Genomic DNA, 17,392 nt, shown 5'->3' with positions numbered 1-17,392 from the left:
ACCGTCACGCTGTAAGTTCCTGCAGTGCTCGTACTGATGGTTGATGTCGTTGCACCTGTGCTCCAGGCGTATGTCGCAGCGCCGGTCCCGCCAGAGGGGGTTGCAGTAAGTGTCGCAGGAAGCGTGCTTGAACAGACTTCGGGGCTATTAACCGACACTGTGGGGTTCGGATTGACCGTCAACGTGCCAGAGCCTGAACCAGTGCATCCTTTGGCATCCGTCACAGTCACGGAATAACTCCCCGCCGTGCTCGTGCTGATCGTTGAAGTCGTCGCGCCCGTACTCCAGGCGTATGTCGCAGCGCCTGTACCACCCGCCGGTGTAGCGGTGAGTGTCGCAGGGAGCGTGCTTGAACATACTTCAGGACTATTAACTGAGACTGCGGGGTTGGGATTGACCGTCAGAGGGCCAGACCCCGAGCCTGTACATCCCTTCGTGTCCGTTACGGTCACGGAATAGGTGCCGGCCGTACTCGTGCTGATAGTCGAGGTCGTTGCTCCTGTACTCCATGCATATGTTGCCGCGCCTGTACCACCCGCCGGTGTGGCGGTGAGTGTCGCAGGGAGTGTGCTTGAACACGCTTCAGGGCTATTAACTGAGACTGTGGGATTCGGATTGACGGTTAACGTACCAGAACCGGAGCCAGTGCATCCTTTGGTATCTGTCACTGTGACGGAGTAGGTACCTGCGGTGCTTGTGCTGATGGTTGATGTAGTTGCACCGGTACTCCACGCATAGGTCGCAGCACCTGTCCCGCCGGCCGGTGTAGCCGCAAGCAGGGCAGGAAGGGTGCTCGAGCATACTTCAGGGCTATTGACTGAGACCGTGGGATTCGGGTTCACGGTCAATGTGCCCGAGCCTGAACCAGTGCAGCCCTTCGTGTCAGTTACCGTCACGGAATAGGTGCCGGCCGTGCTCGTGCTGATCGTTGAAGTTGTTGCACCCGTGCTCCAGGCGTATGTCGCAGCACCTGTCCCGCCGGCCGGTGTAGCCGCGAGTGTCGCAGGAAGCGTGCTTGAACAGACTTCAGGACTATTGACTGATACTGTCGGGTTCGCATTGGCAGTCAGTGTGCCAGAGGCGGAACCAGCGCATCCTTTGGTATCTGTCACAGTTACGGAATACGTGCCAGCCGTGCTCGTGCTAATGGTTGATGTCGTTGCACCGGTACTCCATGCATATGTCAGAGCGCCTGTACCGCCGGAAGGCGTCGCCGTGAGTGTGGCGGGGAGTGTGCTTGAACACACTTCAGGGCTATTAACTGAGACTGTCGGATTCGGATTGACGGTTAACGTACCTGAACCTGAGCCCGAGCAACCCTTAGCATCTGTCACAGTTACGGAGTAAGTGCCTGCCGTGCTCGTGCTGATGGTTGAAGTAGTTGCACCACTGCTCCATGCAAACGTCTTGGACCCGGTTCCGCCGGACGGCGTCGCGGTGAGTGTGGCGGGGAGCGCGCTCGAGCATACCTCGGGGCTATTAACAGAGACTGTCGGGTTTGGATTGACTGTCAACGTCGCAACATTGGAAGTCGTGGTGCCACAAGTATTCGTAAAGACCGCTTGATACTTGTTTCCATTCTGTCCGGAACTCGTTGTAAACGACAGAGGGGATGTTCCACTGCCGGTGTTGGTCCACGTCGATCCACCGTTCGTGCTGACCTGCCACTGGAGCGAAGGGGTCGGATTGCCGGTTGCTGAAGCGCTGAAACTTGCCGTGCTCCCGGCGCAAACCGCTGCATCAGAAGGATTGGTGGTGATCGATGGTATAGTGCAGCTGTTGATGCTTGTCGTAGCGGTCGCACTATTATCGGCGATATTAGGATCGGCTGCGGTAGATGAAACCGAGGCGGTGTTTCCGATTGTGCCTGTTGAACCGCTGTTCACCTTTGTTACCAGCCCGAACGTGGCGGATGTAGTAGAATCCATTTTAGCCTTTGTCCACGTCACCGTGCCTGTACCTCCAACCGAAGGCGTCGACGCCGCCCATCCCGCCGGGGTTGTAACCGACACGAACGTGGTTCCCGCGGGGATGGAGTCGACCAGACTCACAGAGGCCGCTGAGTTGGGGCCGGCATTATTCACCACGAGAGAATAGGTGATGTTGTTCCCCGGCAGAACAGGGTTCGGAGTGCCGGTCTTCGTGACAGATAAATCCGCGTTAGTTTGAATGTCGATTAGCCCGGACGACTTGACGCCCACATTACCGCCTCCACCGCCACCGCTATAGTTGGTGAAAGCCATCTTGTATGTTCCGTTTGAAATATCGGCTGCGCCTTTGCCCGCGCCCCACTCATTGTCCCGCGCCAGGTGCCCGCCAAAAACGATGACCACATCTCCGGTCGGGGAAGCTGTCCCGCTAATCGTCAGGAGTTTGCTCGTCATGCCGCCGCTAAGGGCGGTCGTGTAGATACCCGCGCTGGTGATCGCCCCATTGTATACCTTGAAGTTCCCGGGGATCTGGTAAGACAACGCCGGGTCGGTGGGGATTGGGAAAAGGTTTGGGGGATTTATACAACCGCTGGGATCGCAATCGTGACCGTTTTCGCTCGACTCGGTTGCATTTGCCGTGCTAAGAAAATCGAAGATGTGCAATCCGGTGGAATTGATCTGGAAATCGTATTGAAGGGTCACGCTCCAGGCGCCATCTACGCAGGGCTGGGTCAGTGTTAACTGGAATGGAATCGTAGCACCCTCTGCATAGACCGCGTCGGTCGCCTGCAACGTGCTCGTCTGCCATGCCACGGGAGCAGTATTCTTCCATCCTACCACACTCGCACCACCGGTGGAAAGTGACACAGGCAGGTTGCCTATTTTGCTGCATCCGAAAGAATTTGTGACTGTGACGCTAATGGTGAACGAACTACCGTTGCCTGGGGCCGTATAGGTAATGCTCGGTGTCCCCTGTCCACCCGTTATCGTCCCCGAATTCAAGCTCCAGTTATAGGTTGCGCCGATGCCTGCATTAGGCACTGACGCAGTGTTCCCGGTGGAACCTGTGCAGCCCGCGGATGGCGCGGTAATCGTCACGTCGGGCGATGGGTTGACCGTTAAGATGGCGGGATTCGAGGTCTGTGAGGGAGGACAAACTCCGCTTACCACGACATCGTAGGTACCCGAATCGGTTAGGGCAACAGGATTGATAGACAGTGTCGCTGTTAGTACGCCCGAATAATCTCCGCCGTTTGTAAGTGGAAGTCCATTCTTCCGCCACTGATACGTGAGGGTCGTTCCGCTTGCTGTAACCGAAAAAGTCGTCGAGGTCCCTTCGCAAACTGCCTTAGAGCCCGGCTGACCCGAAATTGAGGGAGGTTGGTTGACTGTGATAGTCGTCGAAGCAGTGCCGGTGCATCCATTGGCGTCCGTAACTGTGACTGTGTACTGAGTCGTTGTCGTGGGCGATGCCGTTGGATTTGCCACGGTCGCGCTGCTGAGGCCGGTGGTTGGGCTCCAACTGTATGTGTAAGGCGAAGAGCCGAGGGTTGCTGTGGGAGATCCTCCGATCGGCGTTGAAGCGCCATTGCAAATGGTTTGGTTTGTTCCGGCGCTCGCGGTCGGTCTTGCGTTCACTGTCAGCGTCATTGAAGAAGTGGCGGTGCAACCCTTCGAATCGGTCACGGTCACGGTATATGTGGTCGTGGCGATCGGGGAAGCCGTAGGATTGGCAGTCGTCGGACCGGTAAGGCCGGTGGTTGGGCTCCAACCGTAGGAATATGGAGCTGTGCCGGCGCTGGCTGTGGGGCTTCCACCGATTGTTGTCGGGCTGCCGTTGCAGATTGTCTGATTCAAACCCGCGTTCGCGGTGGGAAGGGGATTGACTGCCAGCGTGCCCGAGCCGGAGCCCGTACACCCCTTTGTATCGGTGACCGTCACCGAATAGGTGCCAGCCGTGCCCGTGCTGATCGTTGACGTCGTGGCGCCGGTGCTCCACGCGAACGTCTTCGAACCTGTTCCGCCTGCCGGCGTCGCCGTTAGCGTTGCTGAACTTCCCTGGCACACAGACGGATTATTGACTGTGACCGTCGGATTCGGATCGACCGTAAGTGTGCCGGAGCCTGAGCCAGTACACCCCTTCGTATCAGTCACCGTTACGCTGTAGGTGCCTGCCGTACTTCTGCTGATTGTCGATGTTGTCGCCCCGGTACTCCAGGCGTACGTAACGGCGCCTGTACCGCCGCTCGGTGTTGCGGTCAATGTGGCTGAATTTCCCGAGCAAACTTCCGCACTGTTTACCGAAACTGTCGGGCTTGGATTGACGTTCACAGTCATCGAAGAACTCGATGTGCAGCCCTTGGAGTCTGTCACGGTGACCGTGTAGGTCCTGGTAATCGTCGTAGAGGACGTGGGATTCGCCACCGTCGAGCTGCTAAGGTTGGTTGCAGGACTCCAACTGTAGGTGTAGGGCGAAGTGCCTCCGGTGGCGGTCGGACTGCCGCCAATCGCAGTGGAACCTCCGCTGCAAATGGTCTTGTCCGTTCCCGCATTCGCCGTCGGATTAGGATTCACCGTCGCCGTGAGTGATGAACTCGCAGTGCAGCCGCTTGTGTTGGATACTGTATCCTTGATTGTCACAGGCGAGACGCTCCCCGCGGTATACGTAATGCTGTTCGTCCCGGATCCAGCAGTGATGGTGCCTCCTGTGATCGACCAGGAATAGGTGGCGCCGACCCCGGCATCAGGCACTGAGGCAACGTTCCCGATCGCGTTGGCGCAGACATTTGAGGCGGCGGTAATGCTCGCGCTTGGGGTGGCATTAACCGTCTGCGTCACTACTGTCGACGTACTGGCATTGAAGCTGCTTTGGGCAAGCGGTTTGTAGACGGCCGTCATCGAATGGGCCGCCGCCGAAAGGGCAGAGGTAGTAAAGGTTGCCTGCCCTCCGCTCAGCCCGATGTTGTTGCCGATAACCGTGGTGCCATCCTTGAAGTCGACATTGCCATCCGGCGTACCGCCACCCGGCGCCACGGGTGTCACGGTGGCGGTAAACGTCACTGACTGGCCGGAGCATGACGGGTTGAGGGATGACGTCAGGCCGGTCGTAGTGTTCGCATTATTCACATTCTGATTAACTGCGGACGAAATGCTCGCGAGGTATTTGGAGTCGCCATTGTACGTCACCGTGATCGAATGCGAGCCGGCCACCAAACCGCTTGTGTCGAATGTAGCCTGTCCCGATCCATTTAACGATTTCGTCGCGATTGTGGTCCCACCATCTTTGTAAGTGACCGTTCCGGTTGGGGTTCCGATGGTGCCGCTGACCGTGGTGCTGAAGGTAACAAGCTGGCCGAAAACAGAGGGATTAACCGATGAACCGGCTGTCGTGGCAGATGCGGCCTTGTTTACGGTGATATTTGCGCTGGTGTTTGCGGAGAGTGTGGCAGCAGCGTCGGTCGATGTGACAGTCTGAGTGCCCGGGGTTTGAAAATTGAAACTGGCCAACGTGTCGGTTCCGCCCGATAAGGTTATGTTGCCCGCCGTCGCGCCGTTATCATCGGAGATCACCGCGCCGGCATCCGAGCTTGTGATCGTGACATCAGGATTGGAGCTGTTGACGCGGTTCCAATTATCGTCCACCGCATTGACGATGATGCCGCTGCTGATCGCTGTGCCCGCCGTCTGCGTCGTGGGTGTGCCGGTCTTGCCCGGGGTCGGCCCCGTGGTCGTGCCTGGCGCAGCCGTTTCGCCGGGCAGGAGTATTTGGAGCTTGGTGACAGTGTTGCTATTGACTGTGAAATTTGAACTTGCCAAACCGGTTACCGTGCCGTCCGTGGCGGTGATTGCCGTTGTTTCCGCCTTCCTCAGCGTTGTGGCGAGCGTCGTGGTTGAAACGCCGCTCCCGGCCGGAAACGTTACGGAGGTGGTATAAGTCGGGGTGCCGCCCGGTCCGCTGTAGGAAATGGTCTTGGGACTTGCACTCCCGTAAGAGTTGTCAATGTTGAATTCACGATCTGCAACCACAAGACTCGTGAGGTTGAACGAGACTCCGGCAGTTTGGTTGGTGGGAGTTCCTGTGATGCCGCTTCCGGGAAGAGTCGCTGCGTCTGTAAATGTCTGGGCGGGCAAAACGGTATAGAGACGCCGGGCACCGACTGCCTGAGAGAGGGAGCCGAAGTTGGTTCCGCCCGATCCGCTGGTGTTCGAAGTTGAAAGAATGCCTGCGATACTCTCAGTGCCCCGGTTGGTCGTGTCGCGGTAGATACTCCCGGAGGATGGAATGGCTCCGCCGTCAGTCGCCTGTACCTGGATGCCGCTGATGGTTAGAACGTCGGTTTTGCTGGTGCCGTTGACCGCGAAGGTAACTGTCAGGGTTGTAGACCCGATCACAATGCTCTCGCTGCCGTTGACGATATCTTTGCTGTTTGCCGCGGCCACATTCCCCACGCCTGCATTGAACCGCCACCCGCTCGGAGCGGTAAGTATCAACGTTCTGCTTGCGCCGCTGGAATTGGCGAAATCGCCGTTCGATTGTTCGGTAATGACGATGTTGCCCAGCGTCGTGTATGCCTGCGCCGCGCCGTTTGCCGCGAGATCGGCGGAGAGATTCGTCCCCCCCGCGCCGGGCGCTCCCCCGGAGCCGTTCGTTACGGAAACATTATCCGTAAAGAATAATTCCGCGTGCAAACCGGACGTCTGCCCGTCTGCGGTTGCTTTGAGAAATGCACCAGCCTCGTCCTGATCGGGTGGGACGATCCAGGTTGTCTCAAAGGAACCGTTCTCATCGGAAGTCACTTGCCACGGCTGGTGTGCGGTGCTTGTATCGTTGTCAAACGTGCCGTCGGCGTGCCCGACCAGCAGTTGGACACTTTCACCTGCTGAAAAACCCGAGCCCGTAAGCGCCGCTGTGTCCCCCGGAGCGTAATCCGATTTGTTGCTGGTGAGTGTGGCCTGAGGAAATGCCGCTGAAGTGAAAATGGCGGCGAGGACGGTTAGAACAAAAAGAGAGCCACAAAATCGTCTACAAGTATTCATGTCTTGAGCCCTTCCATCGTAACGTGACAAGGTCAATGAAGCACCCAAATCACATTTGAGCTTTGTTGGTTTAATCTTCGCGGAGACACCTCATCTGAAAAAGGTCAGACGAATGCCGCGAAGAGGGAAAATTGCCTTAGTGGATCAAACTTTCTGACTGTGCTTGAGGGAGAGAACGGAATTGAGACCGAGGTGGTCTCCCAACAATCAAACTCACTAAAGAGTGAGTCGCGCCCTCCGCGAGTCGGTACCCAAATTTATTGGGAGCGGCGTTCGAAATTTGTGATACAGGTCACTGAAATGACGATTTACCCGATCAAATTGAAGCCGGGCCTGACGGGGGGGCGGAAGAAATCGAGGTGGGCGCGAGAGTGACTGGAAAAACCGAAATTGCTTCTCTCTATTAGAGAGGGTGATACAACTAGCTTATTTCCCTCGCGCCGAACTCCCGTATGAGGGCCTGGACGATGGGGTGCTCGCCGACGGTGGCTGAGGCGGGTTGTTCGGAGGGCTTCGTTTCAGCAGTATGTGCCGGAGCGGTGGACTCACGGGACCGGGCATTTGCCAGGATGGTATCGAGCCGGACCTTCGCGCCGTAGATATTCTGCGCAAGGTCGGTGATGAACTGGCGATTGCGCATCAACTGGTCGAGGTGAAAATCGTCGGGGCAGGAAATCTTGAGGCTGCCGCCGCCGACTCCGACCAGGGCCGTTTCACCCAGCATCGTCCCGACGGCGATTCGTTTCTTGCACACTTCCGCGACCAGGGCCGGCCATTTCGCCTGGGCCTCGTCGATCGAAATCCGGTCGGCCGCCGGGCTCTCCGCGGGGAGCGGCCGCGCGACGGGGGTCATGGAAAGAGCGGGTTGGCCGGTCAGAGCAGGGATAATTTCAGGGACCGGGGCCGCCGGAAGGACGATCTGTTCGGGCCGCAGGCTTGGCTGAGAGGCTTTGACGCTCCCTCTGATCGCGGGAGCGATCGCCGGAGGGGCGGCTTTCTGCACCGGCGAAGGCTCTCTATCGCTATTTCCCGCCGCCAGCTTTTTTTTTAATCCCTCGAGCTGCTCGAGCAATTCCCCGATTTGCACACTCCGGTCGAGCCTCACCATCTGAAGCAATCCGATCTCGAGTTTGAACCGTCCGCCGGAAGTCGATTGGTTCCACCGGATCGCCGTATCGGTGTCGGCCGCGATCTTGATCAGCCTGAGCAAATCGGACGGAGAGAACGATGCCGCCTCGTCGACGTATTTCTTCTTATAGAATTCGGAGGTTTCGATCAGGCGCGCCGAGCCGACCGTGGAGGCCACGAGAAGATTTCGCAGGTGCTCCATGAGGCCGGCGAGATATTCACGGATGTCGTACCCCCGCATCGTGATTTCTTCGATCAGCGCCAACGCCCCGGGCGCGTCCTTCGATCTGACGGCGTCGGTCGTGCGGAAATAGATTTCCTCGTCCACCACATTCAACATCCGGACCATTTCGGCCGTGTCGATCGTGTCGCCGCAGAACGACACGATCTGGTCGAAGATGCTCTGCGCGTCGCGCATCGATCCGTCGCTCCGTTTCGCGATGACAAACAGCGCGTCCTCGCCGATCGTGATCTTCTCCTGGCCGGCGATGAACCTCAGGCGCCCCATGATCTCTTCCGTCGCGATCCTGCGGAAATCGAACCGCTGGCATCGGGAAAGAATGGTCAGCGGAACCTTGTGGATTTCCGTCGTCGCGAAGATGAAGATAATGTAGGAAGGAGGCTCCTCGAGCGTCTTCAACAACGCGTTGAAGGCTTCCTTGGTGAGCATGTGGACTTCGTCGATGATGTAGACCTTATACCTGCCGTTCGCGGGCCCGTACCGGACCGCCTCGCGGAGGTTGCGGATCTCGTCCACGCCCCGGTTCGACGCGCCGTCGATCTCGAAGACGTTCAGGCTGCGTCCCTCGGTGATCTCGGTGCAAATCTCGCAGGTGTTGTCGGGGTTGTTGTCGACGGGGTGCAGACAGTTGACCGCTTTCGCGAGGATCCGTGCGGCGGTCGTCTTGCCGACCCCGCGGGGGCCGCTGAAAATGTAGGCGTGCGAAAGGCGGTTGGTGGCGATCGCGTTGCGGAGGGTCTTCGCGACGTGGGCCTGGCCCACGATATCCTCGAACGCCATCGGGCGCCATTTGCGCGCAGTAACGAGATAGGTCATCGTAGTGCCGGCCTACTGGTCCGCTTTCCGGAGGTGCCGCAGAAAAAACTCTTCGATCCGCGAATACTCGTCGTACCAGCTTTCGGGGGTGTTGAAGGCATGAGCCTCATCGGGATAGACCATCGTTTCAAACTTTTTTTCCGATTTCTGCAACTTCGCGATCAACTGGACGGCGTCCTGGAAAAAAACGTTGTCGTCCACCATTCCGTGCAGGATCAGGAGCGGACGCTTCAGGCTGTCGGCGTACGTCAGCGGCGAACTGATCTTGTACGCTTCGGGCTGATCCTCGGGCTTCCCGAGCCGGGCCTCCGTGTACCACGAGTTATGCCGGTAGTAATTTTCCCAGCTCGTGACCGCACGCAGCGCCGCTCCGCACGCGTACTTGTCGGAGAGGAAGAGCCCCATCAACGTCATGAAGCCGCCGTAACTTCCTCCGTACATTCCGACGCGCGAAGAGTCAATATACCCCAAACTCCTGAGATATTCAAGACCGTCGAGCTCGTCGTCGAGATCCTTCCCCCCGAGGTGGAGGTAAACGTCGGCGCGAAAATCCCTTCCGTAGCCCGCGCTCCCCCTGTAGTCGACCTCGAAGACGACAAAACCGAGCTGCGTCAGCCGGTGGTGAAACATATACTCCCGGTAGTAGTAACTCCATCCGCGGTAGACGTTCTGGAGATACCCGGCGCCGTGGACAAAGACCACGACGGGATACTTCTTCGCGGGCGAAAAATCGGGCGGTTTGTAAATCATCGCCGGGATCGATTTCCCGTCCCTCGCCTTGAAATGGACGATCTCCGGAATCACCCAGCGGGAACTTGTGAACTCGGCCGGCACGGATTGGGTCAACTGGACTTCGTGGACGGCGCCTGCGCCGTCCGTGGCCGCATCCCCCGTCGAAGCGGGTTTTCCCGCAGGAATGGAAACCAGTTCCGACGGTTTCCCGAAGTCGGAATACTGCGCGACGATGAGGAGCCCGTCTTTGGACATCGAAGGATTTTCGTACGTGCCGGCCCGACCGGAGAGGCGCGTGGTCTTCCCTGTGCGGAATTCGACCGCGTAGAGCTGCCACTGGTGCAGGTCGTCCTTGTTCGCGAGAATATAGGCGCGCTCCCCCGAAGGATCGAGGTCGAACCAGTGGATCTCCCACGCTCCTCCGGTCACCCTCCGGAGGTCCTTCCCGTCGGGCGTCATCGTGTAGAGATGATTCCAGCCTTCCTTCTCGCTGGTGGTGACGATCCGCTTTCCGTCCGGCATCCATCGCGTCGTGGCCAGCCCGCCCTCCACCCACGCCCGATCCGTTTCTTCATAAATGAGATGCGCGCCGCCGCTATCGGTGTCGGCGAGATAGATTTCCCGCTTCTTATGGTTCGAGCTGAACCGTTCGACGAACGCGCGCCTGCCGTCCGGCGAAAGTGCGACGTCGCCCAGGAAAAAGCGCTCGTCGCCGGGGAGCTTCACCCAGACAACTTTGCCGGTGTCTGTCGGAGCGATTCCGATGCGGGTTTTCGCTACCCCCCCTTTGAAGGAGTTCGTCGAAACCTCTTTGCCCGTGTACCTGGGGAGAATGAAGTCCGGAAGCCCCTCGCGGTTCGTCTCCGCGAACAGTACGCGGCGATTGTCGGGTGACAGGTCGATCAAACCGAGCCCGACGTCCTTCCCGGCCGGTTTTGCGATCTCGGAATACCCCGGTTGGCCCATGGTCATCGCCATGAGCTTGCCGTCGGATGCGAACAACAGCATCTTTCCGTCGGCCGACCAGCGGAGGGAGTTTTCCCCGGCTTCCGATTTTGTCAGCCGCTGAAAAGACTGAAAGCCCGTGTCGGTCAGGAAGATACTTCCCTTGCGCGTGCAGGCGATCGTTCTTCCGTCGGGGGACCATTCGATTTCACCGAGAAGAGTATCGGCGATCATCCGGGGGACCGGTCTGTTCGGGGCCTTTTCTGAAAGGCTTCTGTCGAGAACCTGCATCCAGCAGCGGGAGTTTCCCCTGGCAGTGCTGTCCCACCTGTATAGGAGGAGCTTCCCGTCGGGGGACAATTTTGGATCGGAGGGCCGGGAACCGGGGAGGGAAGGTTTGGAGAAAATCCGCTTCAAGGGGAGCGGCGGGGCGGAGCCCTGGCGCCCGAACGCGGCGGAGCCGAAGGCGCAGAGAACAATGAGAGCGACGGAAGTCCGCAGGTTCATGGGGATGGCGAATAAGTGAACGAAAATATACGGAGAAGGGAGTATGAAATCAAGGGGGATATTGTCATCCTGAGCGAAGCGAAGGATCTCCGTGCTCGATGGAGAGGAGATCCTTCGGTCGCTCCGCTCCCTCAGGATGACATGTTCGGTGAAATTGAGCCACTACCCGGAGCGCAGAAATGATTGAATCAAATGCAGATTTTGCTATATTGTCACACACTAGTAGACGCCGGCCCATGGATTTTGTTGCATACGCCAAAGAGCTCGAAAAAAACTACGGCTCGTACAGAGTCGAGTCCTTCCCCTCGCGGCGATTTTCGCCGGAAACCTTTCACCGGATCATCGACGCCTTTGCGGTCGATTCGTCCTCCCAGTTCAACATCAGGAACATCGGTCAGTCGTTCGAGGAGCGCCCCCTCCGGCTCGTCTCCGTCGGGACCGGCCTCACCCAGGTGCTCCTCTGGTCGCAGATGCACGGAGATGAATCCACCGCCACCATGGCGATCGCCGACATCCTCAATTACTTCCGGTTGGGCCGGGGCGAAGCGGCCGTCAAGGACCTCCTGTCGAAATTCATGGTCCATTTTCTTCCGATGCTGAATCCCGACGGCGCGGCGAGGTTCCAGCGCCGTACCGCGCAGGGCATCGACATGAACCGTGATGCGCTCTCCCTGCAGACCCCGGAAGCCGTGCTCCTGAAGCAGCTCAAGGATACGATCAAGCCCGCCTACGGATTCAATCTTCACGATCAGGCGCTAAGCACGGTGGGCGCGACCCGGGAACTGGCGGCGATCGCCCTCCTCGCTCCCGCGTTCGATCCGGGAAAGACGGACAACGAGGTGCGCATTAAGGCGAAGCAGGTGGCATCGGTATTCGCGGCTATTATGAAGCAGACCGGTCAGAACCGGGTTACCCGCTACGACGATTCGTTCGAACCGAGGGCGTTCGGGGACAACATGCAGAAGTGGGGAACAAGCACGATCCTCGTGGAATCAGGGCATACGGCCGGCGATCCGGAGAAGGACTCCATCCGCAAGCTGAATGTCGTCGGGATCCTCGGAAGCCTCTACGCGATCGGGTCGGGGGAATCGGCCGGCTGGGACCTTTCGCACTATGAACGCCTCCCGTTCAACGGCTCAAAAGCCTATGACGTGATCATCCGAAATGTCCGGATCATGCATCCGGACGGGAGGTCGACAGGCGCAGACCTCGGGGTGTCATACCAGGTCGATACCCACTCTGAATCGACGCCGCTGCTGGCCGACGTGGGAGATCTTCACACGTTCGTCGGTCTCCGCGAGATCGACGCTCTTCAAAAACAACTTCCCTCTACCGAGCTGAACCTCGGGAAACCCTTCGAATGGACAGGGCTTTTTAGCTGACCGGAACAGGCCGGCAGGAAGCCCTTTGGATCGGGATTATCTCACCCAGCCGAGCGCGGAGGACAATATGACCCACGCCGCGAAGAGACCGAACGCCAATCCCATCCCCGTGCTGGCGGGTTTGCCTGTAACGCCGGCGATTCCCATCCCCACGAGCGCCGTCTGCCAGAGGCCGAACACACTGATTGAGGCGAGCAATTTGTGGCCCAGGTTTTCCGGGTCGAAGTGATTCATGACCAGGAGGCCTCCCCCGAGGGAGGCATGCACGGAGTCGAAGACATGCATTAGGAGGAGCGTAACGATGGCGCCGAGGACCCCTATCAGTGTGGTGAGGCCATAGACCTCGAGCATCTTTTTATAGGGGGCGGAAGCCTTCAGGATCAATTTCGCGGCCAGCCAGATCGCGAGAGGCGCCCCGAACACCGCCAGACTCACGATGACGAGAGTGCTCCCGATCCCGATCGCGTAAAACATCGCCGGAGATTCCATCATCGCCACGGCCTGGTCGTACTTCTCCTGAGACATCTTGCCCTCGTCGACCGCCTTTTGCATCTTCTGCTGCTGGGGTTCAAGAATCTGCTGCCGGAGAGAGGGGTTGCCGAACAGCACAACGGTGAAAACGACCACAATGACGAGTGAAAGGAGATAGGGAAGCAGCCATGAGCTCGTTTGCACCGGAGCCGACGCCACCTCCTGGAACACATCACCCGGCGAGGCGAATACTCCCGTTGCCCTCGACATGAACGACGAAATTTTAACGGTTGATTCCTGCTGATCCATCGGTCTCCTCCAAATTTTGGATGAAAGTAGTCATTTTCGAATCGAAGGTCAAGTATTGACCTCCTCCGGTTCCGGATCCTCTCGTTTTGGCGGAAATCCCTTGATTTTCACCTCTTCCTTTGTTATTTTGCCGCAGTTGGACGTCAGCAGCCATCTCATGCAACGGTCCGGATATCAGGCCGGGCTCTCTTCGCCGATGGAACGTGCCCAATCGCTTTCCCCGCGTACCCGGGAGGGACAGGTGTGAAGTTCATGCGCTCAAGGGGTGAATGCAGAATCTGACCGCCGCAGAAATACGAAAACGCTTCGAGTTGTCGAAAGAGTTCAACGAGCTCTTCGACGCGTTCGAGCAGGCGATCGCACAGCGATTGCAGGATATCGAGCTCTACCGGGAGCTCTTCTGGAATCATACCCTCACGCCCGCGGAGCTCTGCCTGTTCGGCGAAAAGCTTGCGAAGGAATTCCCCGAGCTTTCGTACGATACCTACATGTGGCTGGCGAACGTCTTTGAGGTGACCTACTCGATGTACGATAACTACGAGCTCGCATTCCAGTATTTCAGGAAAGCCTCCGCAGCCAGGCCTTCCGAGCCGGACCCTTACCTGGATGCCGCCGACTGCCACGAGCCCGACCTGAATATTCCGCCGCTCGCCTCGCTGATCGAGTTTCTGAAGCAGGGGATCAACGCGGTCACGGTCCCGAAGCCTCTCTATCTGAAGCTCGCCCACCTCTTCGACCTGGCCGGCAACGACGAGATGTCGTCCTTCTACCGGCAGAAAGCCGATGGACCCCCCCTTCCGCCCGGCCCGGCTCCTTCTCCCGCATGAGGCCGTTCAAAGGCTATCTCTTTATCCTCGGCGCCACGCTCTTCTGGGGGGTCTCCGCCACCCTCGCAAAGGTGCTCTTCACACGGCATGTCGACACACTCGTGCTCGTCCAGATGAGGATGACGCTCTCCTGCATCGTCCTGCTTGCGTTCTTTCTCTTGTTCAAGCGGCACCTCCTTCGGGTCCGGGCCGGGGATCTCTATCGCTTTGCCCTGCTTGGCATAGCCGGAATGGCGGGCTCGAACTTCACCTATTACTTCACCATACGCGAGACGAACGTCGCGACCGCGATTCTTCTGCAGGACATGGCGCCTCTTCTCGTCGTCGCATACGCCGCGGCGTCGGGGGACGAATCTCTCGGCTTGAGAAAAATCGGAGCGGGCCTTCTTTCTTTTGCGGGATGCTACCTGGTGGTGGCGGGGCGGGATTTTTCCGGTTTCAGCATGAGCAGAATCGGTCTCCTTTCCGGAATCGGATCCGCGGCCTGCTGGGCGTTCACCAATGTCTGGCTTCGGAGGCTCCTGAAGCGGTACAGTGTCTGGACCTGCCTGATCTACGCCTTGTTGTTCGCATCGGTATTCTGGATGGCGATCAATCCCCCGTGGAGCGTTGCATCGGCGGGCTATACGCCTTCCCTCTGGGCCGTTTTTTTCGGATTCGCGATGATCTCCATCCTGATCCCGCATTCCTTTTACTTCGCGGGTATCCGCGAGCTCACGGCCTCCCAGGCGATCATCACCGCGACGTTCGAACCGGTCGTCGCAATCCTTTCGGCGTTCATGATCCTGGGCGAGCTCCTCACCGGCGTTCAGTTCGCAGGGGCGGCGATCGTCCTTGTGGCCGTCGCCGTCCTTCAGCTCGGCCCGTCCCCGGAGGAGGCGGCGGACAACGCATGAAAAAAGTCGTGACCGATCGGCGCCGTCAGAAGATCCTCTCGGTGGTTGAAAAGCGCCAGCCGGGTCTGACGGTCGTTCTGGAGGGAATCCATGACCCTCACAACGTCAGCGCGATCCTGAGAACCGCGGACGCCGCCGGCGTTCTCGAGGTGCAGCTCGTCTATGCAATCGAAGAATTTCCGAAGCTCGGCAAGAAGAGTTCCGCGAGCGCGGTCAAGTGGGTCAAACGCCGCACGTTTAAATCGATAGAGGCTTGCTACGAACGGCTGCACAAGGAGGGGTTCCGGGTGTATGCGACTCATCTCGGCGCGGCGTCCCCATCGATCTTCGAGCTCGATCTCACCGGAAAGGTGGCCCTGGTCTTCGGCAACGAGCACCGCGGGGTGTCGGAACGCGCGGCGGAGCTCGCGGACGGAAATTTTCAGATTCCGATGGTGGGAATGATCCGGAGTTTGAATGTTTCCGTCGCCTGCGCGATCTCTCTTTTCGAGGCATTCCGCCAGCGGCAGAAAGCGGGTTGCTACGGGCGATCGGCGCTTGGAAGTACGGAGGAGAAACAGTTGATTGATGAATGGCTGGACAAGTAATTCATCGCTACCTTCAGGTGGGGGGCGTCAAGGCGCGCATCTCGGAGGGTGGATCCGGCGTCCCGCTTCTTCTCATTCACGGCCTGGGAGGGCCGCGCACGTGGCAGCGAGTGCTCGAACCCCTCTCGCAACGGTTTCATCTCATGGCGGTGGATCTTCCCGGGTTCGGTGAAACGGAGTGCCAGGCGGGAAGCTATTCCACGGGGGAGTATGCGGGGTTTCTGCTCGAGTTGCTGGAGAGGGTGGAGGCCCCCAAAGTCGTGCTGTGCGGCATCTCCTGGGGCGGAGAGGTCGCGGTCCGGGTTGCAGATCTGAATCCGGGGCGGGTCGAGCGGCTTATCCTTCTCTGCAGCAGCGGTTTCCGCCGCCGCCCGTTCGCGGCCAGTCAGCCGTTCAGGAGGCTTGTTTCCGCCTTTCTGAACGGGGTCGTCTTCCGGTCGAGGGGAATGGTGGACTTTTTCAGCCGGCGGTCGTATTACTCGATCGTGAGCCGGCCCCCGGAGCTCTGCGATCAATTCATCGCGGATCTGGAGAGGCCGGGACGGAAAGCCGCCTGGTCGAACGCGCTGCTGTCCGCGTTGAAGGGCGACCCGGAATTTAAGAGCAGAGTCTCACGGCTGAGCATGCCGTTGCTGGTCGTATGGGGGAAGAACGACGCGATCGTGCCGGTGAGGCATGCGCTCGAGTTTCAGCGGCAGAGGCCCGATCTGACGCTCGAGCTCTTCTCCGAGTGCGGTCATTCCATCCCTCTCGAGAAGCCGCGCGAACTTGTTCGGGTTCTCGAAATGTTTATTACGAGAGAAGGGTCCCCGAAAGGCGCCCCCGGGCGCTAGAGCAGGGGCGGAAAGGAAGTCTTATGCAGGAGACGATTATTCGGCTCAACGATACTCTTCCCCGGTTCGACCGGCTTCCCGGCGCCGACGGCAAGACCTACTCCTCGGACGATTTCAAGGGGAAGGAGATCCTCGTCGTCGTGTTCAGCTGCAATCACTGCCCGTACGTGAAGGCGTACGAACGAAGGATGATCGAGCTCGAGCGGGAATACGCCCCGAAGGGGGTCCAGGTGATTGCGATCAATTCGAACGATACGAAGAACTACCCCGAGGACCGGTTTGAAGAAATGGTCCGGCATGCAAAGGAGAAGGGGTTTACGTTTCCCTATCTCCGGGACGAAGACCAATCGGTCGCCGGGGCGTTCGGCGCCACGCACACGCCGCAATTCTTTGTCTTCGACCGGGAGAGAAAACTGAGGTACGTCGGAAAAATGGACGATAACTGGCAACACCCGGAATCTGTGAAGGAACGCTACCTCCGGGACGCTCTCGAGGCGGTTCTCCGGGGAAAAGAGGTCGCGGTTCCGGAAACCTATTCGATCGGGTGCACGATCAAGTGGGCGTAGGAAAAGACCGCCGGTAGGCGCGACCTTCAGGTCGCGTGCTTTTTGTTGGGCTGCGGCTACCAAGAGATGACGGCAGAGGTACCGGTAGCCGCAAGCTTCAGCTTGCGGGCTTTTTGTTGGGTTCCCCTCCCACGGTCTCCGTGGGAACGAGGGAATGAGGTGGTACGGGTAGGCGCGACCTTCA

10 protein-coding genes are annotated in these 17,392 nt (G+C 58.7%); 6 read left to right on the top strand and 4 right to left on the bottom strand.

What is annotated here, in order from left to right:
• The 3 genes from VI215_12540 to VI215_12530 form a co-directional block, all read right to left on the bottom strand.
• The coding region (locus tag VI215_12540; GenBank protein ID HEY6193143.1) for an Ig-like domain repeat protein at nucleotides 1-6,968 on the bottom strand (6,968 nt) is incomplete at its 3' end.
• 421 nt (nucleotides 6,969-7,389) lie between these two features.
• A complete protein-coding gene (dnaX, locus tag VI215_12535; protein ID HEY6193142.1) occupies nucleotides 7,390-9,153 on the bottom strand; it encodes a DNA polymerase III subunit gamma/tau in 1,764 nt (587 codons plus the stop codon).
• A gap of 12 nt (nucleotides 9,154-9,165) precedes the next feature.
• The gene (locus VI215_12530) at nucleotides 9,166-11,337 is read right to left on the bottom strand and encodes a S9 family peptidase (GenBank protein HEY6193141.1); all 2,172 of its coding nucleotides are present in this window, start codon (nucleotides 11,335-11,337) and stop codon (nucleotides 9,166-9,168) included.
• 236 nt (nucleotides 11,338-11,573) lie between these two features.
• On the opposite strand from VI215_12530, the gene VI215_12525 reads away from it, so the two are divergent.
• A complete protein-coding gene (locus tag VI215_12525) occupies nucleotides 11,574-12,719 on the top strand; it encodes a M14 family zinc carboxypeptidase (protein HEY6193140.1) in 1,146 nt (381 codons plus the stop codon).
• Nucleotides 12,720-12,755: 36 nt separating this feature from the next.
• Here the strand turns inward: VI215_12525 and VI215_12520 are convergent, their stop codons facing one another.
• On the bottom strand, nucleotides 12,756-13,499 hold the full coding sequence (locus VI215_12520; GenBank protein ID HEY6193139.1) for a YIP1 family protein: 744 nt from the start codon (nucleotides 13,497-13,499) through the stop codon (nucleotides 12,756-12,758).
• A gap of 269 nt (nucleotides 13,500-13,768) precedes the next feature.
• Here VI215_12520 and VI215_12515 point away from each other — a divergent pair, with 269 nt between their 5' ends.
• From VI215_12515 to VI215_12495, 5 genes are read left to right on the top strand one after another with little or no spacing between them, the layout of a single operon-like run.
• On the top strand, nucleotides 13,769-14,326 hold the full coding sequence (locus tag VI215_12515) for a hypothetical protein (GenBank protein ID HEY6193138.1): 558 nt from the start codon (nucleotides 13,769-13,771) through the stop codon (nucleotides 14,324-14,326).
• Nucleotides 14,323-15,222 (top strand): DMT family transporter, encoded by a 900-nt coding sequence (locus VI215_12510; GenBank protein HEY6193137.1) that lies wholly within the window; start codon nucleotides 14,323-14,325, stop codon nucleotides 15,220-15,222. The genes VI215_12515 and VI215_12510 overlap by 4 nt, the downstream gene beginning before the upstream one ends.
• Entirely contained in the window at nucleotides 15,219-15,809 is a 591-nt protein-coding gene (locus tag VI215_12505) for an RNA methyltransferase (GenBank protein ID HEY6193136.1), read from the top strand. Before VI215_12510 ends, VI215_12505 begins: the two co-directional genes overlap by 4 nt.
• The gene (locus tag VI215_12500; GenBank protein ID HEY6193135.1) at nucleotides 15,794-16,642 is read left to right on the top strand and encodes an alpha/beta fold hydrolase; all 849 of its coding nucleotides are present in this window, start codon (nucleotides 15,794-15,796) and stop codon (nucleotides 16,640-16,642) included. Before VI215_12505 ends, VI215_12500 begins: the two co-directional genes overlap by 16 nt.
• Before the next feature lie 23 nt (nucleotides 16,643-16,665).
• Nucleotides 16,666-17,208 (top strand): thioredoxin family protein, encoded by a 543-nt coding sequence (locus tag VI215_12495; GenBank protein HEY6193134.1) that lies wholly within the window; start codon nucleotides 16,666-16,668, stop codon nucleotides 17,206-17,208.
• Nucleotides 17,209-17,392 lie beyond the last annotated feature (184 nt).

This window comes from Bacteroidota bacterium (genome assembly GCA_036522515.1).
In the GTDB taxonomy this organism is placed as follows: Bacteria; Bacteroidota; Ignavibacteria; order UBA10030; family SZUA-254; genus VBOC01.
The sequence above is the reverse complement of the archived record's forward strand: the minus strand, read 5'-3'. Positions and strand labels throughout refer to the sequence as shown.